The sequence below is a fragment of the Mycolicibacterium neworleansense genome (assembly GCF_001245615.1).
In the GTDB taxonomy this organism is placed as follows: Bacteria; Actinomycetota; Actinomycetes; order Mycobacteriales; family Mycobacteriaceae; genus Mycobacterium; species Mycobacterium neworleansense.
The window spans coordinates 564,272-589,909 of the sequence record NZ_CWKH01000003.1; the positions used below are offsets into that span (position 1 = coordinate 564,272).

A 25,638-nucleotide genomic window follows, 5' to 3' on the forward strand; every position below is an offset into this window, starting at 1 on the left:
CGCGTGGAACGACCATGGCGTTGATCTCGTGGATGGCTACGCCGGCGTCGCGGTGTTCCGCTTCTCGCCGGAGCGCACGACGATCGACGCGCCCAAGGGCTCGCCGTCGGTGAGCAACTCCAGCAGCGCCTCGTCCGTGGTCGTGGCCAGGAATCGGCTGCCGTCGGAATCCAGGCGCCCGATGATGATCCCCGTGCGCGGCGTCCAGTCGTAACGGACCGTGTAAGTCTCGATTGAGGCTGGGCCATCGGCCGTTTCGGTGATCACCACGCGGTCCTGCGCGTTGAACGTCTCCTGCAGAGCGGCGCTGCCGTCGGCCGCCCAATCGGCCGGCTCGGTCGAGTAGATGCCGACCGAGTACTTGCTCGCGATTCCCCCGTTACCGCCGACAAGCGCGAACTGACCCGGCTTGTCGCGCATTTCATTGACGGCCTCGGCGATGCCGTGCATCGAGTAGTTGTTGCCCGGCCCGCCGAAGAAGGGCAGGCCACCGGTGAGGGTCAGACCGCGTTCGTCGTCGGGCGCCAGGCCGGTGCCATCGCAGATGTTGAACACCGGGAACGGGAAGCAGCTGTAGAGGTCGAACGCGGCGACATCGTCGAGGGTGATCCCGGCGACCCGCAGCGCCTCGTTCATCGCGATCACCGCGGCCTCGCTGTAGCCGAGCTCGGCGCGTTCGAGCAGCTTGATTTCCTTCATATCGGCATGCCCGCGCAGGTACACCCACTTCTCTTCGGGCACACCGAGTTTCCGGGCCGACTCGACCGACATCAGCAGTACCGCCGCACCCTGGTTGACCTGATCGCGCGCCACCATCATGCGTGGGTACGGGTCGCAGATCATCCGGTTGCTCTCGGTGACGGTGGCCAGCTCCTCGGCCGAACGCTCCACCGGGGCGGACGAATACGGGTTCTTGGCCGCCACTTTGGAGAACGGCGCGAACAGCTCGGCCATCGCCTGGCGGTAGTCCGCGACCGACAGACCCTGCCGGGCCCGGCGCGCGTTCTCCAGCAGGCCGTACTGCACCGGGGCACCGATCAGCCCGTGCTTGATCGTGTACTCGTCGAAGATGCCGTCATAGCCGTAGCCGCGGTCCTCCAGCTGACCGTCGATCGTCTCGGAGTGGTCCGGCTTGTCGTCGCGCTTGGAGAAGTGGCGCAGCGTCGAGGTGTTCTCCGAGCCGAACAGCAGCACCACCTCAGCCTCGCCGGCGGCGATGGCCGCCGAGAATTCGGTGACGAGGTGCTGGGGGCTCTGGCCACCGATCACTTCGAGGATGGCGCGGGCCGGCTCGGCGCCGACGTTGCGCGCCACCGAACGCGGGTAGTTGTTGGACACCCCCAGCGTGGGTGTCTGCGGCCCGGAGATCTCGAACTGCCGCGTGCCCGCCACGGTGTCGATGGCCTGCGCCACCGCGGTCGCGTCGGCTCCGCAATCGTGTAGGGCCGCCTTGGCCGCCTCGGTGGCCAACTCGACCGAGGACATGCCGCGATAGCCATCGAGATCGATGCGTTCGGTGAACTGACCGACGCCGACGATGACGGGGGTGCGCGGATCGACCATGACAATCTCCTTGACGGGTGTTAATTCGCGAGGCTAACCGATTGGGGTTTGGTGAGTGAAATCGGTGCATATCTGCAGCGCTCAGCGGCCTTGGGGGGACGACGGGCCACCTGGTATCTGCCGCGCTCGGGTGGGAGCGAGCCGCCAACATCCCCTGTGGCTCGCAAGCCCGACGGCGCAACGGACGACACCGTCCGTGCTGACTGGGTGGGATACCCGTGTGCATCCGCCCGGTCAATGCCAATATCCGCGGGCAAGAAGCTCGTCGTCGGAAAGAACAACCTGGTGGCCTGCATCGACGCCGACCACAAACACGGGTTCGCGCTACAACCCTCTGGCAGCTGGACCTTCTGAGAGGTTGTAGGCGAACGACTTCTGCTGCCGCTGCTTCATCTTCTCAAGGCACTCATGATGTTTGCGCGCGTGATAGGCCAGCGGGAAGTAGGTGAGCCGGTCAGGCAGGATGCGGTAGGCGGCGCGGATCAAGGTGTAGATGCGCTGAAGTTGACGCTCTTCGGCGTCGCTCCAAGTGACCCCGAGCTTGGCCCGCAGCCGTGGCTCGAGCAGCCCGACCACCGACAGGTAGTTGAACCGCAGCGCCGGGCGTAGTGCGCGGCGGACCAACGGGTGCAACAGCTTCGGCACAGACGGCGGCAGCTCGACGTTGCCGGTCTGCATCTCCTCGATCAACTGCAACGCCTGCGGCGTGCCTTCCAGCTTGTCGATCATGGCTTCGTAGTACTCGGCCATCTCGGCGCGGGTCGTCGGGTAGCCGTTCATCGGCACGTGCAGCAGGCGCGCGAGCCGGCGGTTGTCCCGCAACAACTCGTCCTTCTCGGTGTCGGTGAAGTCGCGTCCGATCAGCAGCTTGCCGCCACCTTCGGCGTTGACGATGTAGCCCGTGGCGATGACCCATTGATACGCCTCGGGATTGAGCGCACTGATCTGCTTTCCGGTCTCGGCGCTCTTCATCGTGATCGGCTGGTGCAGTGCGCGCACCCGGTTCCCTTCGGCGACCGCCTCGGTGCCGCCGTAGGTCCAACGCAGCACCGAGTCGACGCTGCGAATTGCCCGGCCGCCCGGATCTCCGTGGAACGCAGCCGAATAGCGGCCGGTGATCTCCGCGATGACGGGGTGCATCGCCTGCATCATGAAGGCCGCCCCGTCGACGATCAGAAACGTCCACCGCCCGGTGTGCTCGCCGGTCAATGAGTCCAGCGGAACGAGTTCGATGTCGGCGGACTCTTCGACGGCCGGGATTGAGACATCCGATGTGGCGGTCATTCAACGCACCTCCTTGAGCGTGAGCCGACGGTAATCTGACCGAAAGGTCGCATTCAAGTCGCATTTGAGCTCGAGGGCAGAAATGGAAACCCGCACTTCAAAGCAGCGCAAGCTGCCCCAGCAGGAGCGCTCTCGTGAGATGGTCGCAAAAATCATCGCGACTGCGGTGAGGATGCTGAAGAAGACCGACCCCGACCAGATCACCACCAACGCCGTCGCCGAGCGGGCCGGCGTCAGCAAGGGATCGATCTACCAGTACTTCGCCAACAAGGAAGAGCTCATCCACGCCGCGATCGAGCAGCTCGCCGCCGAGCAGGCGCCGCTGATCGAAGACATGCTCCGGTCGGTCACCCTGGAGCAGCCACAGGATGCGATGCAGGCGTCGATCGACATCCTGATCGACTTCACGATCGCCAACCGGAAGTTGATCCGCTACGTCGCCGATCGGCCCGACTATGCCCGCACGCTGGAGAATGCCTCAGGCCTGAACGCGACACTGCTGGCGATGACCACCCTGCACATGGCGCACTACCGGGACCAGTATCGCCACGAGCTGAGCCCACGGGCATTGGCGTGGCTGTTCTTCAACATGGCCGTGGCCACTACGACGCGCTACATCGAGAGTGACGACCCGATCCAGCTCGACGAACTGCGCAGCGGTTTGAAGTTCGCCTCGGCGGGCCTGCTGGCAGCCGGGCGCCAGTAGCTCGGGCAACAGCGTCGCCCACCAGCACACCTTGACGGCCCTGTCACTTAGTGACACATTGGAGCTGTCACTAAGTGACAAGTTCTGGAGGTGAGGGCGATCGGCGAGAAGCAGGACCAGGCACGTCTCGCGGTGTCACGACATGCCTGCAAGTTGTTCTGGGAAAGCGGCGTCGCCGGCACCAGCGGTGACGACATCGCCGCGGCGGCAGGGCTTTCCACCCGCACGATCTGGCGCTATTTCCGGGCCAAGGAAAGCTGCGTCGAACCGGTGCTGGCCAAATCCGCGGACCGGTTCATCGATATCCTGAACCGCTGGCCACACGAGCTGTCATTGGCTGAACACCTTGCCGCCGACGGGATTTCACATCCGCTGACGCCTCAGGACGTCGAGGACGAAATCAGCGCGATGCGGATCGCCACCATGACCCCGACCGAACCGGCCCTGCGCACCTCCTACCTGATGGTGCATGACCGGATGGAACAGGGCTTCATCCCCGTGATCGCCGACCGGCTGCATCTGCCACCAGAAGACCTGACCGTCCGACTGTGCGCAGCCGCGGTCACCGGCGCGTTCCGCGTCGTCGACGAAGACGTCAGCACAGCCGTCATCGTCGACGGCAAGAAAGTCACCGAAGAGCAGGCGCTCGCGCTGATCGACCGTGCGATCCGCGACGCCACCAACGGCCGGCTGGGCGGTCCCGTCACTGCTTGATCGACCGAAAGAGCTTGTCCGCAACCGCAAAAGGAGCGTAATGGCGTTACCCGATCTGATCTCGGTAGAGGACTTCTTCAGCCCACCCGAGCGCACAGCCGCGCGAATCTCGCCCGACGGAACCAGGATCGCCTACCTGGCGCCATGGAAGAACCGACTCAACGTCTGGGTGCAGGACCTCGACGGTGAGGCACCGCCGCAGTGCGTCACCGCGGACGCGACCCGGAGTGTGTACCTGTACTTCTGGACCGACGATCCGCGGTGGCTGCTCTACATGCAGGACACCGGCGGCGACGAGAACTGGCACGTCTACCGCGTCGACCTCGACAATCCCGAAGCCGCGGTCGTCGACCTCACACCATTCCCCGGCGCCCGGGCAGAACTCGAGCTCCCCAAGGGTCGCCCGGGAAAAGCGATCGTCCAGATCAACAACCGCACACCGGAACTCCTCGATGTGTACGAACTCGACGTCGCCACCGGCGAACTCACACTGCTCGCACAGAATCCGGGCACCGTGTTCAGCTGGCTGTCCAGCCGGACCGGTGAACTGTTCAGCTCGACGCTCACCGCTGACGGCGATGTGCAACTGTCGCAATGGGATCCGGCGACCAGCTCCTTGCGGACGATCACCACGTTCGACGGGGCCGACTACCCGCTTGGTATCCATCCGATCACCGTCACTCCCGATGGCACCGGCATCTGGCTGGGCGCCAACACCGGCACCGACCGCACCCGCCTGGTCCGCATCGATGTGGCGACGGGCGCGGAGACGGAGGTGGACAGTCACCCGACGTTCGACCTGGCAGCCCAGATGGTGCTGCCGTCACCGCTGATCCTCAGCGAGCGGACCGGCGAGCTGATCGGTGCCCGTTACTACGGGGAACGCCAGGTGATTCACGCCCTCGACCCGGATTTCGCCGCGGTACTGCAGAATCTGACCAAGCTGTCGGACGGCGATCTCGGCGGCATCTCTTCCGACGACAGCGGGCAGCGCTGGGTGGTCAACTTCACCCATGACCGCGATCCCTGGGCCACTTACTTCTATGACCACTCGACGGGCGAGAGCCGGCTGCTGTTCCGTCCATATCCGAATCTGAATTCAGATTTATTAGCGCCGATGACACCCGTAACCATCACCGCACGCGACGGGTTGGAGTTGCACGCGTATCTGACCCTGCCCGTCGGGGTCGAGCCGACCGACCTGCCGATGGTGCTGCTGGTGCACGGCGGCCCGTGGTCCCGGGACTGCTGGGGCTTTCAGCCCGACGTGCAGATGCTGGCCAACCGCGGATATGCGGTGCTACAGGTCAACTTTCGCGGCTCGACCGGCTACGGCAAGGCGTTCACGAAGGCCGCGATCGGCGAGTTCGCCGGCAAGATGCACGACGACCTGATCGATGCGGTGGACTGGGCCGTCAAGCAGGGTTACGCCGACCGCGACAAGGTGGCGATCTTCGGCGGCTCGTACGGCGGTTACGCCGCGCTGGTCGGAGTGACGTTCACCCCGGACGTCTTCGCCGCCGCCGTCGACTACGTCGGCATCTCCAACCTGGCCAACTTCATGCGCACGCTGCCGACGGTGGCCCGGCCGTTCCTGGCCAACAACTGGCACCTCTACGTCGGCAATCACAATGACCCGGCGCAGGAGGCCGACATGCTGGCCCGCTCCCCCATCACGAAGGTCGACCAGATCCGCACACCCCTGCTGGTGGTGCAGGGCGCCAACGACTCTCGCGTGGTCCAGGCTGAATCCGACAACCTCGTCGAGGCACTGCGCGGGCGCGGCGTCGAGGTCGAGTACATGGTCAAGGGCGACGAGGGCCACGGATTCCTCAACCCGGACAACCAAATTGACATGTACCACGCGGTCGAGCGGTTCCTGGCCGAGCATCTGGGCGGTCGCGTCTAGTACGCCCGCAAGAAAGGCCCCCGCCGTGGCGGGGGCCTTTCCGTTGTAACGACTTACAGGCTTTCGAAGAGCTCGCGAGCCAGCTTGGCCGTCTCGGACGGCGTCTTGCCGACCTTCACACCGGCGGCCTCCAGGGCCTCCTTCTTGGCCGCGGCGGTGCCCGACGAGCCCGACACGATGGCGCCGGCGTGGCCCATGGTCTTGCCCTCCGGCGCGGTGAAGCCCGCGACGTAGCCGACGACCGGCTTGGTGACGTTGGCCTTGATGTAGTCGGCGGCACGCTCTTCGGCGTCGCCACCGATCTCACCGATCATCACGATGATCTTGGTCTCGGGATCCTTCTCGAACGCCTCGATGGCGTCGATGTGGGTGGTGCCGATGACCGGGTCGCCGCCGATGCCGATGGCGGTCGAGAAACCGAGGTCGCGCAGCTCGTACATCATCTGGTAGGTCAGCGTGCCCGACTTCGACACCAGACCGATCGGGCCCTTACCGGTGATGTTGTTCGGCGTGATGCCGACCAGCGACTCACCGGGGGTGATGATGCCCGGGCAGTTGGGGCCGATGATGCGGGTCTTCTGCCCCTTCTCGACGTTGTAGGCCCAAGCATATGCGCTGTCCTGCACCGGGATTCCCTCGGTGATGACCACCAGCAGCGGGATCTCGGCGTCGATGGCCTCGATGATGGCGTCCTTCGAGAAGGCCGGCGGCACGAAGGCGATCGACACGTCGGCGCCGGTCTCCTTCATGGCCTCGGCGACCGATGCGAACACCGGCAGCTCGATGTCGTTCCCATCCTTGTCCTTGTGGCTGACCTTGGTGCCGGCCTTGCGCGCGTTCACGCCACCGACGACCTGGGTGCCGGCCTTGAGCATCAGCGCGGTGTGCTTGGTGCCCTCACCGCCGGTGATGCCCTGGACGATGACCTTGGAATCCTTGTTCAGGAAGATAGACATTCTGGTTGGCTCCCTTACTTATTCGCCAGCTCGGCGGCCTTGTCGGCACCGGCGTCCATGGTGTCGGCCTGGATCACCAGCGGGTGGTTGGCCTCGGCCAGGATGCGGCGGCCCTCTTCGACGTTGTTGCCGTCGAGGCGGACGACCAGCGGCTTGTTGGCCTCGTCACCGAGGATCTCCAGCGCCTGCACGATGCCGTTGGCCACCGCGTCACACGCGGTGATGCCGCCGAACACGTTGACGAACACGCTCTTGACCTGGCTGTCATTGAGGATGACGTCCAGGCCGGCAGCCATCACGGCTGCCGAAGCGCCACCGCCGATGTCGAGGAAGTTGGCCGGCTTCACGCCGCCGTGCTTCTCACCGGCGTAGGCGACCACGTCCAGCGTCGACATGACCAGACCGGCACCGTTACCGATGATGCCGACCGCTCCGTCGAGCTTGACGTAGTTGAGGTCGTTCTCCTTGGCCTTCAGCTCCAGGGGATCGGTCGCGTCCTTGTCCTCGAACTCGGCGTGGCCGGGCTGACGGAAGTCGGCGTTCGCATCGAGGGTGACCTTGCCGTCCAGCGCCAGGATCTGGTCGTCGGGCGTGCGCACCAGCGGGTTGACCTCAACCAGGGTGGCGTCCTCCTTGACGAACACCTCCCACAGCTTCTGGATGGTCACGGCAGCGGCGTCGAGCACCTCGGCGGGCAGGTGGCCCTTCTCGGCGATCTCACGCGCGAAGGCCAGATCGACACCCTTGACGGCGTCGACGGGCACCTTGGCCAGCCGCTCGGGCTTGGTGGCGGCCACTTCCTCGATCTCCATGCCGCCCTCGACCGAGCACATGGCGAGGTAGGTGCGGTTGGCACGATCGAGCAGGAAAGAGATGTAGTACTCCTCGGCGATGTCGCTCGCCTCGGCCACCAGCAACTTTTTGACGACGTGGCCTTTGATGTCGAGACCGAGGATGTTCTGCGCGTGGGTGAGCGCATCTTCGGGGGTGGCCGCGTACTTCACGCCGCCGGCCTTACCGCGGCCGCCGACCTTCACCTGAGCCTTGATCATCACGGGCTTGCCGATTTCGGTGGCGATCGCCTTGGCGTCCTCCGCCGAGTCGGTCACCCGGCCCGGAGTCGTGGGGACGTTGTGCTTGGCGAACAGCTCTTTCGCCTGATATTCGAAGAGATCCATGTGCTTCCTAGATAGGCGTTGACTGTCTGCTTCGGCTTCGAACGCGCTTCGAAGCTGCCCGGTCGATACCTCCTTGACGGGCCCGCTGGCACTTTATCCACGACCGAGTGATGGATTAGCATCGCCTCCGGCTCATGTGGTAGATCTCACCGCCCATGGGAGGTGATACGGATCACATTCCAGCGCGGAATAGACCCATAAGTTGCCACCATCATTGGGATTTGGTTAACGTGCCTCTGGTCCAGATAACGTTCAGGTCACGACGAAGAAGGATTCTCGAGTCTTGCCGCAGCACCGTTCGTCCGCAGCCCCGCGAGGGGTGCCGACGGACGCGCGCCAGCGCAGACGCCGCCTTTCCCCTGATGAGCTGGACGCCGCCGAGGTCACGGACGTCATCCCCTTCAGCGCTTTCGAGGCGTTCGACGAAACTTCCGGCGATGACGATTCCAGCGTTATCTATGCCCCAGAACTCGACGATCTAAACGACACCGACGATCTGGTGCCCGTCCGTCTCGCCGTCCCCTCCCGCTTCCGCCCCGAAGCCGGCCGTGAGCGTGGCTCGCGATACGCATACCGCGACAGCCACACCGATGTGAGCGACGGCGTCGCCGCCACTGACGTGATCAACATGGCCGGCCGCCGTGGCGCCCACCGCAAGGAGCACGCGGGCGCCGTCAAGAGCCGCCTGATGATCGCCGCGATGGCCGCGGGCGCCACCGCCGCCGGCGCCTACTCCCTGGGCAACCCGACCGAGACACAGGCCGACGACACGATCCTGGCCTCCGACGGCACCCACGTCGAAGGCGCCTCGGTCACCGGCTCGGTCGACGGCATGCAGATCGTCTCGGTCTCTTCGGCCGCCGACACCTCGGTGCACGCCGAGGAGATCACCAAGGCCGCCGCCTTCGCCCAGGAGCGCGCCGAACGCGAGGCCCGCCTGTCGCGCCCGCTGTTCGTGATGCCTACCAAGGGCTACGTCTGGACCTCGAACTTCGGTTACCGCTGGGGTGTGCTGCACGCCGGCATAGACCTGGCGAGCCCGATCGGCACGCCGATCGTCGCCGTGTCCGACGGCGTCGTGATCGCCTCGGGCCCCACCGCGGGCTACGGCGCCTGGGTCAAGCTGCGCCACGCCGACGGCACCGTCACGCTCTACGGCCACATCAACACCTGGCTCGTCAGCGAGGGCGACCGGGTGATGGCCGGCGACCAGATCGCGACCGTCGGAAACCGGGGCTACTCCACCGGCCCCCACCTGCATTTCGAGGTTCTTCAGAACGGCACCAGCCGGATCGATCCGGTCCCGTGGCTGGCCAAACGGGGCCTCAGCCTCGGCAGCTATGTTGGCTGAGTGAGCGACGACCGCCAGTCAGCAGCAGGCAATCCCGACGAGGACGACGACCACACCCGCATCATCCGGCGTCAGCCGCAGGAACCGATTTCCCGGCCTGTGCCCGTCGCCGACGAGCCTCACACGAGCATCATCCGCCGTCATCCCACGGGCGCCATCCCGTCCGCAGGCAGCGCGGAACCCCAGACCAGCCTGATCGCCGGGATCACCGGCAGCGAGGCGCAGACGGGCCTTGTCAGCCCCGCCACCGACGACGCCAGCACGAGCTACGTGCCGCGTGCTCGCCCGGTGGCCATCCCTCGCACCGCGGTGGGCACCGACCCCCGCACAGCCATCGTCGCGGCCACGATGGCCATCCTCAGCGGCTGGGCCACCGGCGTCATCGCCACCGACCTGATCGCCGGCTGGTGGCGCACCGACCGACTGTTCTGCGTGGCCATCGGATTCCTGGCGGCGATCTCGGCTGCAGCAACCATCGGAGGGCTCATCGCATTGTTGCTGCGCCGGCGCATGGGCCGGCTGCTGGTCGTCGTCGGAGCGGTGATCGGGCTGCTGATCTTCGGCAGCCTGTTCATCGCCGGGGCTCGGTTGCACCCGGTCGTCTACGCGATGCCGGCACTACCGCTGGCGGCCATCCTGTTCACCGTGTTGCCCTCGACCGGGCGCTGGAGTGCACGAAGATAGGCGCCTGGTAGGGCCGCGAACCGCTGTTAGGTTTGCCCGGTGCGTCCAACTGCGCTTCCCGTAATTGTTCTTGCCTACATATGCGGCCTGCTCGGGATCGCCGCGACGATGCGGGCGCTTCTGGGGGCCTGGTACGCAATCGGCTCCGGCCTCAGTACCGGTCCCCTGCGGTACTGCCATTCGATCTTCAATCTCGTGGCGCTGACTGCGGTCACGGTAGCTTTCTTCACCGGCGCAGCGCTTCTGGGCCGGCGTAACACCCGCGGCCGTTTGTGGGTGATCGCGGGCAGCGCGGCTGCGATCGTGCTGACAGTCATCGAGCTGGCCGTATGGCCGGATCTCGGCAGGCTCGGGGCGCACCGCTGGGGATGGTTCGCCCTGTCGATCATCACGCTTATCGTCGGCCTGCTCGCACGCACTGAATCACTCAGCGCCGCACGCGTTCCCGACGCGTCGACGTCCCGCGCCCAACGTGGCCCGAGGCTTCTCGTCGCGGCGCTTGCGGTGGCAATGGCCGTCTATCACCTGTGGCTGGCCAAGAAGCAGTTCGACCTCGGATGGCCGCACATCACCGGGCAGGGGCTGATGCCGACATCGCCAGGCGCGACGTGGGCCCTGGCCATGTTCGAGCCGCTCGTCGTCTCGGTCGTAGCGGCGGCGGTGCTGCTTGTCGGCGCGATACTGATCTCCTTCCGTGCCGCCGCCGGCCGCTCCTTCGTGATCGCCGGATGCATCATCACGGTGGCGCAGGGCATCTTCGGCTGGACCGACCTGGACCGGCTGTTCTACGAGATCGGGGCCACCGACCTGACAGCGATCTTCGCGCCCAGGTCGGCGTCGGTGGTCGTGCTCACGCTCACCGCGCCCGTCGTCACCGCGGTGCTGGCGGCTGCGGCGCCCGCGCATGCCTCAGAACTTGACCGGTAGCCTCGCCCAGCCGCGGACACTGGACGTGTGGGCGCGGAAAGCGTTGGGGTAGTCCACCTCCCAGTCCGTCCATCGTTTCAGCACTTCTTCGAATGCCACCCGGGCCTCCAGCCGGGCCAGCGCCGAACCCAGGCAGAAGTGCAGGCCCTGACCGAAGCTCAGATGCCCGCCGGTGCGGTGAATGTCGAACCGGTCGGGGTCGGTGAACTTCGACTCGTCGCGATTGGCCGACCCGTTGAGCAGCAACATGTATGACCCTTCGGGGATGGCCCGACCGTAGTGCTCGACATCCTGGGCGACGTACCGGGCCTGGACCGGCGAGGGCGGCTCGAAGCGCAAGGTCTCCTCCACCGCACCAGGGATCAGGCCCGGATCGGCCGCGAGCTCGCGCCGTTGGTCGGGATGCTCCCCGAGCAGCTGACCCATGAAACCGATGAGCCGAGCGGTGGTTTCATTGCCCGCGCCGGCGATCATCGCGGTGTAGGCAAGCACCTCGGTGCGCGTCAACGGCCGCGATGTCCCGTCGGCCTCCTCGATGTGTGCGGTGAGCAGATCGGTCATCAGGTCGTCGGACGGGTGCGACGCCCGCCATTCGATGTATTCGGCGAACATCGTGATGGCATCGGAGAAGATCGTCGGGCTCACTCCGTCGGCACTGGCATCCACCGACGCCACCGTGATGGCCTTGTCGTTGCGATCCCGGATGCTCTGCTGCTCCTCCTCAGGGATACCCAGCAGATAGCCGATGGTCCGCATGGGCATGAACGCCCCGAGATCGGCGACGAAGTCCAGACCGTCCTGCCCGCGCAGGGGGTCCAGCGCCTTTGCGCAGAAGTCGCGCACCAGGTCTTCGACGGCGAGCATGCGGCGCGGCGTGAAGACCCGCGACAGCAGCCGACGGTGCAGATCATGCAGGGGCGGATCCTCGAACAGCAGGATGCCCGGCGGTACCTCGATGCCGCTGAACAGGATGTCGGCGGTGGTCCCCCGCCCTGACCGGTAGGCCTGCCAATTGGGCAGCTCCCGGGCCACGTCATCCCAACGGCTCAGCGCGTAGAAGTTGTACTTCTCGTTGTAGTACAGCGGGGCCTCGTCGCGCATCCGCTTCCAGACCGGGTACGGATCGTCGTCGATGTCGTTGTCGAACGGGTCGTAGTAGAGCTCCACCGCCTGCTGCGTCGTCACCGGTCCGCTTCCCTCCCGTACCAAATAGTTGTTCCAACCTACTGTGTGGCTGGTCGGGCGGTCAATCACCGGTTCACAGCATTCTTCCAGTCAGCCTGAGCCAAACCGTCGACCCGAAATCGCGGGCGGGCGTCTACTGAGTCGGATTCGCGTGTGCTCACGCATGACCCCTCGGAGGCCCGCTCCCATGTTCAACCGCTTGTTGCGCACCGCATTTGCGCTCACCCTCATCACCACGGCAATCTCCTGCAGCAGCAACGACACCAAGGCCGACGGCTACACCCTGCGCGTCGGCGCGACCTCGGTGACCGGCACTCCGGCGGGCTCGCTGGGCTGGGGCGACCGGCAAGGCATCCTCACCGAACAGCTGAAATCCGCCGGGGTCGGCAAGATCGAGTACTCGTTCTTCCAATCGGGCAGCGATGTCGCCTCGGCGCTGTTCGCCGGCGCGATCGACGTCGCCGCCATCGGCGACAACCCGGCCCTCCGGGCCCGCAGCCGCGACCCGAAAGTGGTTCTGCTGTCTCTTGATTCGGTCAACGGCGACGCCTGGCTGGTGGGCGCCAAGGGCGGGCCGACCGACATCAAGGGTTTGGTCGGCAAGGATGTCACCGCCCCGCAGGGCACCATCCGCGACCGCGCCGCCCGCCAGCTCATCGACGCCGCGGGCCTGACCGGCCAGATCCAGGTGCGCGACGTGCCGACACCCGAGTCCATCGCGGGGTTGAGTTCCGGCAAGATCGACGCGGCCGTGGTCACCGGCGCCAGCGCGGCCGAGCTGGAGTCCAAGGGCTTCCCCATCATCGACAGCCTGTCGCGTCACGGGTTCGGCAGCACCGGCACCAATATCGCCCTCACCTCCTTCACCGACGCCCACCCCGAGTTCACCGGCGCCTGGCAGCAAGCCGTTACCGCGGTGAACCGCGACATCACCGAGAACTTCGACGAGTATCTGGCCTGGGTTGCCCAGACCGATGACACCGACCTGGCGTTCGTCCAGAAGTCCACCCGGGCCGAGGAATTCAACACCGAGCCGTTCCCGCAGGTGGGTGTGGACCAACTCGAGGCGGCCTACAAGTTCCTCAATGCCGACGGCTCGTTCGACAACGAATACTCGGTCCGCGAATGGGCCGGAGCCAAGTCGTGACCGCAGCGGTCACCAGCGCCGAAGCGGTCCGCACCCCGCCCACCGGCCCGGAGCTCGTCGAGGTCGTCGGCGGCCACAGCCGGCGAAAAGGGTTGTGGGCGCGCATTCCCCGGCCGGTGCGCCGGTTGATGAGCCCGGCGCTGATCCTGGCGGCGTGGACCATCGGCTCGGCCACCGGGCTGCTCAACGCCGACCTGTTCCCGCCTCCGACCCAGGTGGCGGCCACCGCGTGGCGACTGTTGGGTGACGGTCAGCTCGCCACCCATGTCGGCGCCTCTGCCATCCGGGTTCTGACCGGCACGGTGCTGGGCATCCTGATCGGTGTCCTGCTCGCGGTCGCGGCGGGGCTGACCCGCACCGGCGAGGACCTGCTCGACTGGACCATGCAGATCCTCAAGGCGGTACCGAACTTCGCGTTGACTCCGCTGCTGATCATCTGGATGGGCATCGGCGAGGGCCCCAAGGTCGTACTCATCACCACCGGTGTGGCGATCGCGATCTACATCAACACCTACTCGGGCATCCGCGGCGTGGACCGGCAGCTCGTCGAGATGGCGCAGACCTTGGAGGCCGGCCGGCGCACTCTCATCACCCAGGTGATCCTGCCCGGGGCGATGCCGAATTTCCTTGTCGGCCTGCGCCTCGGGCTGTCGAGCGCGTGGCTGAGCCTGATCTTCGCCGAGATGATCAACACCACCCAGGGCATCGGATACCTGATGTCGCGCGCCCAGACCAACCTGCAGTTCGACGTCTCACTGCTGGTCATCGTGATCTACGCGGTCGCCGGCCTGCTGTCCTACACCCTGGTGCGGATTCTGGAGCGGCTGTTGCTGTCCTGGCGCAACGGGTTCGAGGGGCTGGGAGCGCCGGCATGAGCACCGTGGTCGAGGTGCAGGGCCTGCATCGGGCCTTCGGCGAGCAGCAGGTGTTGGAGAACCTCGAGCTGCAGATCGCCGACGGTGAATTCGTCGCGATGCTGGGCCGGTCGGGTTCGGGCAAGAGCACGCTGCTGCGCGTGCTGGCCGGTCTCGACGGCCAGGTCACCGGATCGGTGCGCGTGCCCCGCTCCCGGGCGGTGGTGTTCCAGAACCCGCGGCTGCTCCCGTGGCGGCGCGCGCTGGCCAATGTGACCTTCGCACTGCCCGACGCCGGCCCCGACGCGCCCACCCGGACCGCGCGTGGGCGGTCCGCACTCGAAGAGGTGGGCCTGGCGGAGAAGACCAGAGCGTGGCCGCTCTCCTTGTCCGGCGGTGAGGCGCAACGGGTTTCACTGGCCCGCGCCCTGGTCCGCGAACCCGACCTGCTGCTGCTCGACGAGCCGTTCGGCGCGCTCGACGCGTTGACCCGCCTGAAGATGTACGGGCTGCTGCACGAATTGTGGTCCCGCAGGCACATGGCGGTCCTGCATGTCACCCATGACGTCGACGAGGCGATCCTGCTGGCCGACCGGGTCGTGGTGCTCTCGGGTGGGCAGGTCTCACTGGACCGTCGCGTCGATTTGCCGTTCCCCCGCACCCGAAGCGACGACGGATTCGACGAGCTGCGCCGCGTGCTGCTCGCCGAGCTCGGCGTCCGAGAGGAAGTAGGCCATGACCGCTCCCGCTGACCCCGAGGTGTACCGCACCGATGTCCTGGTGATCGGCGGTGGCCCCGCAGCCACCTGGGCGGCCATCTCCGCGATCGAATCCGGGGCCCGGGTCATCCTGGTGGACAAGGGTTACTGCGGCACCAGCGGTGCGACCGCCGCCGGCGGCAACAATCTGTGGGCGATCGGCCCGGGCCCGCGGCGCGAGGATTCCGTGCGGGAACGCGAGCTGGCAGCCGGGCGGATCACCGACTCCGACTGGATGTTCCGGGTGCTGGCCACCTCATGGGACCGGCTCGAGCACCTGTCCGAGTGGGGCTACCCCTTTCCGGTGGGCGCCGACGGCCGCGAGATGCGCAGTAGCCTGCAGGGGCCCGAATACATGCGCCGCATGCGTCGCAAGGCTCACCGCAGCGGCGTGCGCATCCTCGATCACCACCCGGCGCTCGACCTGACTGCCGACCGTGACGGGGTCATCACCGGCGCCACCGGTATCGCGCGCCAGGACGGCGGCCGGCCATGGCAGATCGCCGCGGGCGCCGTCGTACTGGCCACCGGCGGAACCGCCTTCCTGTCCGGAACGTTCGGCACCAACGTCGACACCGGAGAAGGTCTGTTGATGGCCGCCGAACACGGCGCGCACCTGTCCGGCATGGAGTTCTGCACCGCATACGCGCTGGCCCCCGAGTGGGGCGTGCACACCAAGGGCCGAATGCTGCAGTGGGGCAGCTTCTATGACGAGCACGGCCGGCCGTTCACCACTCAGCGTGGGCTCAGCGGGCGGCAGGACGCGCAGCGCGCGCTGACCCGCGGCGAGCGGGTGTTCGCCCGGCTGGACCGCGCCCCCGAGCACATCCGCCAGACCATGCGCGACGCCCAGCCCAACTACTTCCTGCCGCTGGACAAGGCCGGCATCGACCCGTTCATCACGGCCTACCCGGTGCGGATGGTCTACGAGGGGTCGGTGCGCGGCACCGGCGGCCTACGGCTGGCCGGGGCCGATTGTGCGACAACGGTTCCCGGCCTGTATGCCGCGGGTGACGCCGCCACCCGCGAGCTCATCACCGGGGCGCTGTCCGGCGGTGGCAGCCGCAACGGCTCGTGGGCGATCGCGTCGGGCACCTTCGCCGGGCGCGGTGCCGCCGAGTTCAGCCGTACCCGGCGGGCACAGGTGGGTCAGCCCGCCATAGTCGCGCCCCGCTCGCGCGCGGGCGCGCCAACGGTCGAGGATGTTGTGGCGGCCGCGCAGTCGCATGTCCTGCCGCCACAGCGCAGTTACCTGAAATCCGAAGAGCGGCTGCAAGAGTCCGCCGATGCCCTGGAAGCCGTGTGGCGCGATATCGCCGACGGCCTGGCACCGGTGGCCCCGCGTGACGTCTACAAGCAGCGTCAGGCACAGGCCATGGTCGCCGCGGCCCGCTGGATCACCGCGGCGTCCCTGGCCCGGCCCGAAAGCCGCGGCCTGCACCGCCGCGAGGACCTGCCCGATTCCGATCACCGCTACGAGCACCGCATCCTGGTCGGCGGCCTGGACCAGGTCTGGACCGCACCCGACCCCGTTGCCCCGCAACTCATCTCCTCAGAGGCCGTGGCGTGATCGAGATCGTCAGCAGCTCGGCGTGCATCAAGTGCGACGTCTGCATCAAGGTGTGCCCCACCGACGTCTTCGACCGCGGCGCCGACGGAGTCCCCGTCATCGCCCGTCAGTCCGACTGCCAAACCTGCTTCATGTGCGAGGCCTACTGCCCCACCGACGCGCTCTACGTTTCCCCGGTCGCCACTCCCGTCGGCGCCGACAGCCCGCACGCGTCCGAATCGGCGGTCAGCGGCGCGGGGTTGCTCGGCGGCTACCGGGAGATGGTGGGTTGGGGCGGGGGACGCACGCCCGGATCACGGCTGGACCAGAATCCGGTGCTCACCTCGATTCCACCGCTGGCCGAGCCACGGCTGAGCACGCCCGCGGATCTCGCGGAGGGCCCCTGGAATCATCAGAGGCAAGCCTGACCATCCGCCTGCGGCCGACGGACAATTTTGTGCGTCTCCGACCTCTCAGCCTGTTACGTTTGCGCAGACGGTGAGGAGGATCGCCCCGGATGTTCGCAAGACCAGCGCAGGCCGCCCCGCGCAACAGCCTTGCCATCATCACCGTCGCCCTCAGCCTGCTCTGCGGCGTCGCGAGTCTGTGGGCGATGGGATCTTCGGCATTCGCCGTGTGGGTGGCCTCCCCCATGGGCACCGCCCTCCTGCGTTATCCATTGGTGGTCCTGCCGGTGACCGCGGTGGGCATGCTCATCGCGGCGGCGCTGTTCATCCAGGGCGCAGTCAGATTGCTGCGCCGTCGAATATCCGGCCCAGCGCTGATCGTGGCGGGCACCGTCCTCACCGTGGCACTGTCGGCCATCAGCAGCTACATGTTCAGTGGCACGATGGCCACGGCATCGCTGGTGAGCTCCCTGGGCCTGCCGGCCCTCACGGCGATTTGTGCGTTACTGCCCGGCACCCGACGTTGGTGCCTGGCTTAGAGCTTCTGCACCGGCGCGTGATTGTGCATCAGCTTGACGCGACCGGCACTGCCGAAGTCGATCAGTGACATCGCCGATTCGCCGGTACCCGAGACCTCCTCGACGCGGCCCAAACCGTACTTGTCGTGCGTGACGCGGTCGCCGGGCTCCAGCGTGATCACCGCGCGGTTGCGGGCGGGCGCGGGCCGTGACGGCGACGGGCGCGGGGTCCCGTAACGGCCGGCATTGCCGACCGGCGCGCTCATCGACGACGGCTGCTCGATGCGCCGCCAGTTGATCAGGTCCTCCGGAATCTCGCGCAGGAACCGCGATTCCGGGTTGAGCATGGGCTGCCCCCACGACGAGCGCACCTTGGCCCGCGACAGATACAGCCGCTTACGGGCCCGGGTGATGCCGACGTAGGCCAGCCGGCGTTCCTCCGAGAGCTCGTTGGGATCGCCCAATGCCCGCATGTGCGGGAACATGCCGTCCTCCCAGCCGGTGACGAACACCGCCGGGAACTCCAGACCCTTGGCGGTGTGCAGCGTCATCATCGTCACCACGCCCGCGCCGTCTTCGGGGATCTCGTCGGCGTCGGCCACCAGAGACACCCGCTCCAGGAACTGGGCCAGCACCCCGGTGTCGGGGATGTCCTCGTCGAGTGGCTCGCCCTCGCCCTGCTCGGCCAAAGCCCGGGCGTTGGCCAGGTCGGTGCTGAATTCGTGGGCGACACTGACCAATTCGTTGAGGTTGTCCAACCGGGCCAGGTCCTGCGGATCGCTGGAGGCCTCCAACTCACGCCGGTAGCCCGTGCGTTCCAGCACGGCCTCCACCAGATCACCCAGCTCGTCATCGAGCTTGGCCCGCAACTGGTCCAGCATCTCCACGAAACTCGCGATGGCCTTCTCCGAGCGGGAATTCAGCATCGGCACCCGCCCCTCGGCGGCAGCCTGCAGCGCATCGTTGAAGCTGGCCCCGGTGTTCTCGGCGTAGACCGCCACGCAGGCCTCGGCCCGGTCACCGATGCCGCGGCGCGGGGTATTGAGAATGCGGCGCATGCTCACCGAATCACCCGGATTGTCCAGCACGCGCAGGTAGGCCACGATGTCGCGGATCTCGCGGCGCTCGTAGAACCGGACGCCACCGACCACCTTGTACGGGATCCCGGCGCGGATGAACACTTCCTCCAGCGCGCGCGAGGAGTTGTTGGTGCGGTAGAACACCGCGACGTCACCGTATTTCAAGCCCTCGCTGTCGGCGAGAGCGTCGATCTCCTCGGCGACGAAGCGGGCCTCGTCATGCTCGTTGTCGGCGACGTAGCCGACGATCAGCTCGCCCTCACCCTCCTCGGTCCACAGCCGCTTCTCCCGGCGGCCCGTGTTGCGGGCGATCACCGAGTTGGCCGCGTTCAGGATGGTCTGGGTGGAGCGGTAGTTCTGCTCCAGCAGGATCGTCGTCGCGTCCGGATAGTCGCGCTCGAAATCCTCGATGTTGCGGATCGTCGCCCCGCGGAACGCGTAGATGGACTGATCGGCGTCACCCACCACGCACAGCTCCGACGGGCCCACGCCGTCGTTCTCGTCGAGGTGGTGCCCCACCAACTCCCGCACCAACACGTACTGCGCATGGTTGGTGTCCTGGTACTCGTCGACCAGGATGTGGCGGAACCGGCGCCGGTAGTACTGGGCGATCTGCGGGAAGGCCTGCAGGATGCCGACCGTCTCCCCGATCAGATCATCGAAGTCCAGCGCATTGGCCGCGCGGAGCCTGCGCTGATATTCGCCGTAGACCTGGGCGATGATGCCGGCCATCTCCTCGGCGGCCTCAGAGGCTTCCGCGGCCGCCTGCTCGGGCCCGATCAACTCGTTCTTCAGGTTGGAGATGCCGTTGGCCAGCAGCCGCGGCGAATACCGCTTGGTGTCCAACCCCATGTCCTTGCCGATCATCATCAGCAGGCGCCGGGAATCGTCGGAATCGTAGATCGAGAAGTTGGAGTTCAGCCCCGGCAGCAGCGAGGCCTGGTTGCGCAGGATCCGCACACAGGTGGAGTGGAACGTCGACACCCACATGTTGCGTGCCCGCGGGCCGACCAGGCCGACCACCCGCTCACGCATCTCGGCAGCGGCCTTGTTGGTGAACGTGATCGCCAGGATCTGGCCCACCCCGACGTCACGGGCGGCCAGCAGATACGCGATACGCCTGGTCAGCACCGCCGTCTTGCCTGACCCCGCGCCCGCGACGATCAACAGCGGCGACCCTTGATGCAGCACCGCTTGGCGCTGCTGCGGGTTCAAGCCGTCAAGAAGTTCATCAACATCTGCAGCAACTGGCGAGGCGACGGGGGAAGTGGTCATCTTGTGTTCAAACTTACCGCTGGGCGGGGACAGTTTTGCGCTGGCACGGGCCGACTGGGACTATCAGCTTGTGCCTGAGATCGATGACCTGCGTCGGGAGATCGACGAACTCGACGCCACCATCCTCGCCGCAGTCCAGCGCCGCGCCGAGGTCTCCAAGCTGATCGGCAAAGCGCGGATGGCCTCCGGCGGCACCCGCCTGGTGCACAGCCGTGAAATGCAGGTCATCGAGCGCTACAGCGTCCTGGGTCCCGAGGGTAAAGATCTGGCCATCCTGCTGCTGCAGCTCGGCCGAGGCCGGCTGGGCCACTGACGCTTACCGGCCCGCCGGCTTCGCGGGCGTGTTCAACGAATCCAACAGCCACGGCGTCAGCCACTGCACGGCCTCGGACGTCGGGTGCACGCCGTCGCTGCGCATCCTGACCCCGTTGATCTTCGCGGTGTATTTGCCGTCCGGGTTGAGCTTGGCGTTGAAATCCAGCACCGACACGTTGGGGCGTTGCGCGACGACAGTCCGGAGCATGGTGTTCCACGCCTGCACCCGGCCCGGCTGATCCTCCGGATACAGCGTCCCGTCCGACCGCTCACCGCGCCGGTTGTACGGAGCCGTGGTCACCACCACGCGCGCCCCGGTCGAGCTGAGAATGTCCAGCGCACGCTGTAGCTCGCTCTTGAGATAGGCGTCGTAGGCGTCGTTGCCGATGTGGGTCCACCGGCCGCGCCACATGCGGTCGACGACCTCCCAGCGCCCGATCATCAACAGCACGGTCTCGGGGCGGTCATGTGCGATCCGCTGTGCCCAGCGCTCCGGCCAGGAATCGCACTCCGGCTTCTGATTGAGCGTCTCCCCCGCCGACCGGTACGGGCCGCCGCGCGCGACGCCGCACCCGATCGTCGTGTAGTCGCTGAAATGAAATCCGGGCGTGGCGGGCAGATACCGCATCAGCGTCCAGGCCACCGAATCGCCGAACACCGCAACGGTCCGGGTACCGGGAGCCAGCGCCGGCTGCGGTCCCACCGGGACGGCTCGCTCCGCGCCGACATCCTGCTCGGACGCGGCGGCCGACATCACGTCCGGGCCCGGCGGACGGGTCGGCGCACTGACCGGGACGACCGTCAACGTCACCACCGCGGCAGTGGCCACCGTGGCACCGGCCAACCGCAACATCGGGACATGCTGCGGGCGCCAGTGCCGGATCGGTTGCTCGATCGCCCACCACGACACCCACGACACCGCGATCGTCACCGCGCATCGCAGCGCCAGCAGTGACCAGCCCGACAGGCCGGTGCGCTCGCCGTTGAGGATCAGGAAGATCGGCCAGTGCCACAGGTACACGCCGTAGGAGATGACGCCGAGCGTCACCAGCGGGAACCAGGCCAGGGCCCGGGCCACATAGCCGTCCTGATCCAGCGCGACCGGGGCGACGACGAGCACCGCGCCCAGCGCTACCACGATCAACAGGCCGTGGTGGAACTCGTCGGCGCTGCCGGTCGCCAGGTGCGCGGCCACCGCCAGCACCGCCACCCCGATCACCGGCAGCGTCCAGGCGACCCAGCGCCGCCACCGGGCCCGGATCAACGTGCCCGACAACGTCAGCGCCGACCAGTCACGCACCAGCAGCGCCGCGGCCGCCGCGCCGACCAGCAGCGCCTGAGCGCGAGTGTCGGTGCCGAAGTACACGCGGTTGAGCTCAGCGGGATCGCCGGACACCCAGATCGACGCCACCGCCGAGGCGACCACACCGAGCACCGCGAGCCCGAACACCACGGCCCGCACCGCTTCGGGTGAGCGGCGACGCACCAGCAGCGCCGCACCCAGGACCAGTAGCGGCCACAGCAGGTAGTACTGCTCCTCCACCGCCAGCGACCAGGTGTGCTGCAACGGTGACAGGGTGGCGCCCTGGCTGAAGTAATCGGTGTCGGCCGCGACGAACACCCAGTTGGCCATCCAGAAGAACGCCCCGACCGCGTCTTCCCGGAGCGATTCGACCGCCTCGGACGGGAACAACGGGCGGGCGATCACCACGGCCAAGGTCATCAGCACCATGGCGGGCAGCAGCCGTTTGGCCCGGCGGATCCAGAATCCCTTCAGGTCGATCCGCTCGGTGCGCTGGTATTCGTCGAGCAGCAGCGAGGTGATCAGGAATCCGCTGAGCACGAAGAACACGTCGACGCCGATGAAGCCCCCGCCCATGCCCGGCACGCCGCCGTGGCCGGCCAGCACCAGGGCCACGGCGATGGCGCGGATGCCGTCGAGTGCGGGGATGTCGCGCCGGATGGAGGTACGCCGACGCCGGCTGGCAGCACGGACTGGCGCCGCAGTCACGTCATGCCCTCCCGTCTTGCGTTGAACGCCAAGACTATCCCCGGCGAGCAGACGTGAAAGTCCCCCGGCACCGGCGTGTCGGGGGACTTTCGCGACTGTTCGCGCTTCGGGGCTAGTTGGTCAGGGCGATGTACTTGGTGTCGAGGTACTCCTCGATGCCCTCCGAACCACCTTCACGGCCGAAGCCCGATTCCTTGATACCGCCGAACGGTGCCGCCGCATCGGAGATGACGCCCCGGTTGATGCCGACCATGCCGGACTCGATACCCTCGGCCACCCGCAATGCCCGGTCCAGTGACTGGGTGTAAACGTAAGCAGCCAAGCCGTATTCGGTGTCGTTGGCGGCGGCCACCCCCTCATCCTCGGTATCGAAGCCGGTGATCGGGGCAACCGGGCCGAACACCTCTTCCCTGAGGATCCGGGCGTCGGCGGGCACATCGGACAGCACCGTGGCCGGGTAGAAGTTGCCGGGCCCCCCGGGCGCGACGCCGCCGACCGCGACGGTCGCACCTTTCGACACCGCGTCCGAGACGAGTTCGGTGACGGTGGCGACCTGCTTGGAATTGATCAGCGGGCCCAACGTCGACGCGGGGTCGATGCCCTTGCCGAGGGTGAACTCGCTCATCCGTTTGACGAGCTTGTCGGTGAACTCCTCGCGCACCGAGTTGGCCACGTGGAACCGGTTCGCGGCCGTGCAGGCCTCGCCGCCGTTGCGCATCTTGGCCAGGATCGCGCCCTCGACCGCCGCGTCGATGTCGGCGTCGTCGAACACGATGAACGGGGCATTGCCGCCCAACTCCATCGACGTGCGCAGCAGTTTGTCGGCGGACTGCTTCACCAGCGCCTTGCCCACCCCGGTCGAGCCGGTGAAGGTCAGCTTGCGCAACCGGCCGTCGTCGATCAGCGCGGCGCTGACCGGACCCGGGTTGCTGGTCGGCAGCACCGAGAGGACGCCCTTGGGCAGGCCGGCCTCATCCATCAGCTTGGCCAGCAGCAGCATGGTCAGCGGGGTTTCCTGCGCGGGCTTGACGATCATGGTGCAGCCCGCGGCGAAGGCCGGGCCCATCTTGCGAGTGCCCATGGCCAGCGGGAAGTTCCACGGCGTGATGGCGTAGCACGGACCGACGGCCTGCTTGGTGACCAGGATGCGGCCGGTACCCGCCGGTGCCGGGGTGAAGCGCCCGGCGATGCGCACCGCCTCCTCGGAGAACCAGCGGAAGAACTCGGCGCCGTAAGCGACCTCGCCCTTGCTCTCGGCGAGCACCTTGCCCATCTCCAGGGTCATCAGTGCGGCGATGTCGTCGGCGCGTTCGGTGATCTTCTCGAACACCGCACGCAGGATCTCGCCCCGTTTACGCGGCGCTGTCGCGGCCCATTCGGCCTGGACCGCACACGCGGCGTCCAGTGCGGCGACGGCGTCGGCGGCGGTCGCGTCGGCCACCGTGGCCAACACCTGATCGTCGCTGGGATCCAGCACGTTGAACGTCGATGCGGCCTGGCGTTCCTCACCACCGATCCACAGACCCGTGGGCACGGATGAAATCAAGTCTTCAATGGCCATACATCCATCATGTACACCGTTGAGCCGAGCGCCACACTAAGGTCGGCGGAATGAGTGCTGACATCACCGCAACCCCCGCATGGCAGGCATTGTCGAAGCACTACGACGAGATCGGCGACATCCATCTGACGCAGCTTTTCGCCGAGGACCCTGCCCGCGGCACCGAGCTCGCGTTGACCGTCGGCGACCTCTACATCGACTACAGCAAGCACCGCATCACCCGTAAGACCCTGGAACTGCTGGCCGATCTGGCCCGCGCCGCCGGGCTGGAGGCCCGCCGCGACGCGATGCTCGCCGGTGAGCACATCAACACCTCCGAGGACCGCGCGGTGCTGCATACCGCGCTGCGGTTGCCCGCCGACGCGACGTTGACCGTCGACGGCCAGGACGTGGTGGCCGACGTGCACGAGGTGCTGGACCGGATGGGCGCGTTCACCGACCGGCTGCGTGACGGCGGCTGGACCGGTGCCACCGGCGAGCGCATCAAGACCGTGGTCAACATCGGTATCGGCGGCTCGGACCTGGGGCCGGTGATGGTGTACGACGCGTTGCGCCACTATGCCGATGCGGGCATCAGCGCGCGCTTCGTGTCGAACGTCGATCCCGCCGACCTGGTGGCGACGCTGGCCGACCTGGAACCGGCCACAACGCTTTTCATCGTCGCGTCCAAGACCTTCTCCACATTGGAGACGCTCACCAACGCCACGGCGGCGCGCCGCTGGCTGGTCGACGCACTCGGGGACGACGCGGTGGCCAAACATTTCGTGGCGGTGTCGACCAACGCGAAGCTTGTGGCCGAGTTCGGCATCGACACCGACAACATGTTCGGGTTCTGGGACTGGGTGGGTGGCCGCTACTCGGTGGACTCGGCGATCGGGTTGTCGGTGATGGCCGCGATCGGCCGCGAGCGGTTCGGTGAATTCCTGTCCGGCTTCCACGCGGTCGACGAGCACTTCCGCACCGCACCGCTTTCGGAGAACGCTCCGGCGCTCCTGGGCCTGATCGGCCTGTGGTATTCGAATTTCTTTGGCGCACAGACACGTGCCGTGCTGCCGTACTCCAACGATCTGTCCCGGTTTGCCGCCTACCTCCAGCAGTTGACCATGGAGTCCAACGGAAAGTCGGTGCAGGCCGACGGCAGCCCGGTGACCACCCAGACCGGTGAGATCTTCTGGGGCGAGCCGGGAACCAACGGCCAGCACGCCTTCTACCAACTGCTGCACCAGGGCACCCGACTGGTGCCCGCCGACTTCATCGGTTTCTCCCAGCCGACCGACGACCTCCCCACAGCCGACGGCACCGGCAGCATGCATGACCTGTTGATGAGCAACTTCTTCGCCCAGACCCAGGTTCTGGCTTTCGGCAAGGACGCCGAAGCCATTGCGGCTGAAGGTACGCCGGCCGCCGTGGTGCCACACAAGGTGATGCCCGGAAACCGACCGACGACGTCAATCCTGGCAACCAGGTTGACGCCGTCGGTGGTGGGCCAGCTCATCGCCCTCTACGAACACCAGGTGTTCACCGAAGGAGTGGTGTGGGGTATCGACTCCTTCGATCAATGGGGCGTCGAGCTGGGCAAGACCCAGGCCAAGGCGTTGCTGCCGGTGATCGCCGAGACGGAGTCACCGGGCGAGCAGTCCGACTCCTCGACCGATGCGCTGGTGCGCCGGTACCGGGTCGAACGCGGACGCTCGGCCTAGGAACTAC

At 67.0% G+C, this 25,638-nt stretch carries 22 protein-coding genes; 14 read left to right on the forward strand and 8 right to left on the reverse strand.

What is annotated here, in order from left to right:
• Positions 1 to 36: 36 nt before the first annotated feature.
• Together BN2156_RS27235 and BN2156_RS27240 are read right to left on the reverse strand one after the other, a co-directional pair.
• Complete coding sequence (locus BN2156_RS27235; RefSeq protein WP_090518065.1) at positions 37 to 1,563, reverse strand: acetyl-CoA acetyltransferase; 1,527 nt, start codon at positions 1,561 to 1,563, stop codon at positions 37 to 39.
• A gap of 324 nt (positions 1,564 to 1,887) precedes the next feature.
• Positions 1,888 to 2,847, reverse strand: coding sequence for an oxygenase MpaB family protein (locus tag BN2156_RS27240; protein WP_090518066.1), 960 nt, complete (start codon positions 2,845 to 2,847; stop codon positions 1,888 to 1,890).
• A 139-nt stretch (positions 2,848 to 2,986) separates the two neighbouring features.
• Between BN2156_RS27240 and BN2156_RS27245 the strand changes: the two genes are divergently transcribed.
• The 3 genes from BN2156_RS27245 to BN2156_RS27255 all read left to right on the forward strand — a co-directional run bounded on the left by BN2156_RS27245 (position 2,987) and on the right by BN2156_RS27255 (position 6,176).
• Complete coding sequence (locus BN2156_RS27245; RefSeq protein WP_090518600.1) at positions 2,987 to 3,553, forward strand: TetR/AcrR family transcriptional regulator; 567 nt, start codon at positions 2,987 to 2,989, stop codon at positions 3,551 to 3,553.
• 99 nt (positions 3,554 to 3,652) lie between these two features.
• Positions 3,653 to 4,267, forward strand: a complete 615-nt coding sequence (locus tag BN2156_RS27250; RefSeq protein ID WP_210436737.1) for a TetR/AcrR family transcriptional regulator — start codon at positions 3,653 to 3,655, stop codon at positions 4,265 to 4,267.
• 40 nt (positions 4,268 to 4,307) lie between these two features.
• The gene (locus tag BN2156_RS27255; RefSeq protein WP_090518068.1) at positions 4,308 to 6,176 is read left to right on the forward strand and encodes an alpha/beta hydrolase family protein; all 1,869 of its coding nucleotides are present in this window, start codon (positions 4,308 to 4,310) and stop codon (positions 6,174 to 6,176) included.
• A 53-nt stretch (positions 6,177 to 6,229) separates the two neighbouring features.
• On the opposite strand, the gene sucD is transcribed toward BN2156_RS27255, so the two are convergent.
• Positions 6,230 to 7,132 carry a succinate--CoA ligase subunit alpha gene (gene sucD / locus BN2156_RS27260; protein ID WP_066899211.1) on the reverse strand — a complete coding sequence of 301 codons (903 nt, stop codon included), beginning with the start codon at positions 7,130 to 7,132 and terminating at the stop codon, positions 6,230 to 6,232.
• A 14-nt stretch (positions 7,133 to 7,146) separates the two neighbouring features.
• On the reverse strand, positions 7,147 to 8,310 hold the full coding sequence (sucC, locus tag BN2156_RS27265) for an ADP-forming succinate--CoA ligase subunit beta (protein WP_090518069.1): 1,164 nt from the start codon (positions 8,308 to 8,310) through the stop codon (positions 7,147 to 7,149).
• Between the two features lie 283 nt (positions 8,311 to 8,593).
• Between sucC and BN2156_RS27270 the strand changes: the two genes are divergently transcribed.
• From BN2156_RS27270 to BN2156_RS27280, 3 genes are read left to right on the forward strand one after another with little or no spacing between them, the layout of a single operon-like run.
• On the forward strand, positions 8,594 to 9,661 hold the full coding sequence (locus tag BN2156_RS27270) for a M23 family metallopeptidase (protein WP_162490983.1): 1,068 nt from the start codon (positions 8,594 to 8,596) through the stop codon (positions 9,659 to 9,661).
• Positions 9,662 to 10,345, forward strand: a complete 684-nt coding sequence (locus BN2156_RS27275; RefSeq protein ID WP_090518070.1) for a hypothetical protein — start codon at positions 9,662 to 9,664, stop codon at positions 10,343 to 10,345.
• A 39-nt stretch (positions 10,346 to 10,384) separates the two neighbouring features.
• A complete protein-coding gene (locus BN2156_RS27280; protein ID WP_131725213.1) occupies positions 10,385 to 11,272 on the forward strand; it encodes a hypothetical protein in 888 nt (295 codons plus the stop codon).
• Here BN2156_RS27280 and BN2156_RS27285 read toward each other — a convergent pair.
• Positions 11,255 to 12,457 (reverse strand): cytochrome P450, encoded by a 1,203-nt coding sequence (locus BN2156_RS27285; RefSeq protein ID WP_090518072.1) that lies wholly within the window; start codon positions 12,455 to 12,457, stop codon positions 11,255 to 11,257. The genes BN2156_RS27280 and BN2156_RS27285 overlap by 18 nt on opposite strands.
• Before the next feature lie 187 nt (positions 12,458 to 12,644).
• Between BN2156_RS27285 and BN2156_RS27290 the strand changes: the two genes are divergently transcribed.
• From BN2156_RS27290 to BN2156_RS27315, 6 genes are all read left to right on the forward strand, one after another.
• On the forward strand, positions 12,645 to 13,604 hold the full coding sequence (locus tag BN2156_RS27290) for an ABC transporter substrate-binding protein (RefSeq protein ID WP_090518073.1): 960 nt from the start codon (positions 12,645 to 12,647) through the stop codon (positions 13,602 to 13,604).
• Positions 13,583 to 14,479: an ABC transporter permease gene (locus BN2156_RS27295; protein ID WP_090518074.1), complete on the forward strand. Its 897-nt coding sequence runs from the start codon at positions 13,583 to 13,585 to the stop codon at positions 14,477 to 14,479. The genes BN2156_RS27290 and BN2156_RS27295 overlap by 22 nt, the downstream gene beginning before the upstream one ends.
• Positions 14,476 to 15,210: an ABC transporter ATP-binding protein gene (locus BN2156_RS27300; protein WP_090518075.1), complete on the forward strand. Its 735-nt coding sequence runs from the start codon at positions 14,476 to 14,478 to the stop codon at positions 15,208 to 15,210. Before BN2156_RS27295 ends, BN2156_RS27300 begins: the two co-directional genes overlap by 4 nt.
• A complete protein-coding gene (locus tag BN2156_RS27305; RefSeq protein ID WP_090518076.1) occupies positions 15,194 to 16,786 on the forward strand; it encodes an FAD-dependent oxidoreductase in 1,593 nt (530 codons plus the stop codon). The genes BN2156_RS27300 and BN2156_RS27305 overlap by 17 nt, the downstream gene beginning before the upstream one ends.
• The gene (locus BN2156_RS27310; RefSeq protein WP_090518077.1) at positions 16,783 to 17,193 is read left to right on the forward strand and encodes a 4Fe-4S dicluster domain-containing protein; all 411 of its coding nucleotides are present in this window, start codon (positions 16,783 to 16,785) and stop codon (positions 17,191 to 17,193) included. Before BN2156_RS27305 ends, BN2156_RS27310 begins: the two co-directional genes overlap by 4 nt.
• Positions 17,194 to 17,282: 89 nt before the next feature.
• Positions 17,283 to 17,711 (forward strand): hypothetical protein, encoded by a 429-nt coding sequence (locus tag BN2156_RS27315; protein ID WP_090518078.1) that lies wholly within the window; start codon positions 17,283 to 17,285, stop codon positions 17,709 to 17,711.
• Here the strand turns inward: BN2156_RS27315 and pcrA are convergent.
• Positions 17,708 to 20,044, reverse strand: coding sequence for a DNA helicase PcrA (gene pcrA, locus BN2156_RS27320; protein WP_090518079.1), 2,337 nt, complete (start codon positions 20,042 to 20,044; stop codon positions 17,708 to 17,710). The two genes, BN2156_RS27315 and pcrA, sit on opposite strands and share 4 nt — an antisense overlap.
• A gap of 19 nt (positions 20,045 to 20,063) precedes the next feature.
• On the opposite strand from pcrA, the gene BN2156_RS27325 reads away from it, so the two are divergent.
• Positions 20,064 to 20,357, forward strand: a complete 294-nt coding sequence (locus BN2156_RS27325; protein ID WP_167346324.1) for a chorismate mutase — start codon at positions 20,064 to 20,066, stop codon at positions 20,355 to 20,357.
• Between the two features lie 3 nt (positions 20,358 to 20,360).
• On the opposite strand, the gene BN2156_RS27330 is transcribed toward BN2156_RS27325, so the two are convergent.
• Together BN2156_RS27330 and BN2156_RS27335 are read right to left on the reverse strand one after the other, a co-directional pair.
• Entirely contained in the window at positions 20,361 to 22,370 is a 2,010-nt protein-coding gene (locus BN2156_RS27330) for an SGNH/GDSL hydrolase family protein (RefSeq protein ID WP_090518081.1), read from the reverse strand.
• Between the two features lie 112 nt (positions 22,371 to 22,482).
• Entirely contained in the window at positions 22,483 to 23,931 is a 1,449-nt protein-coding gene (locus BN2156_RS27335) for an NAD-dependent succinate-semialdehyde dehydrogenase (protein WP_090518082.1), read from the reverse strand.
• A gap of 50 nt (positions 23,932 to 23,981) precedes the next feature.
• Between BN2156_RS27335 and pgi the strand changes: the two genes are divergently transcribed.
• Complete coding sequence (pgi, locus tag BN2156_RS27340) at positions 23,982 to 25,631, forward strand: glucose-6-phosphate isomerase (protein WP_090518083.1); 1,650 nt, start codon at positions 23,982 to 23,984, stop codon at positions 25,629 to 25,631.
• The last annotated feature ends 7 nt before the right edge of the window (positions 25,632 to 25,638 follow it).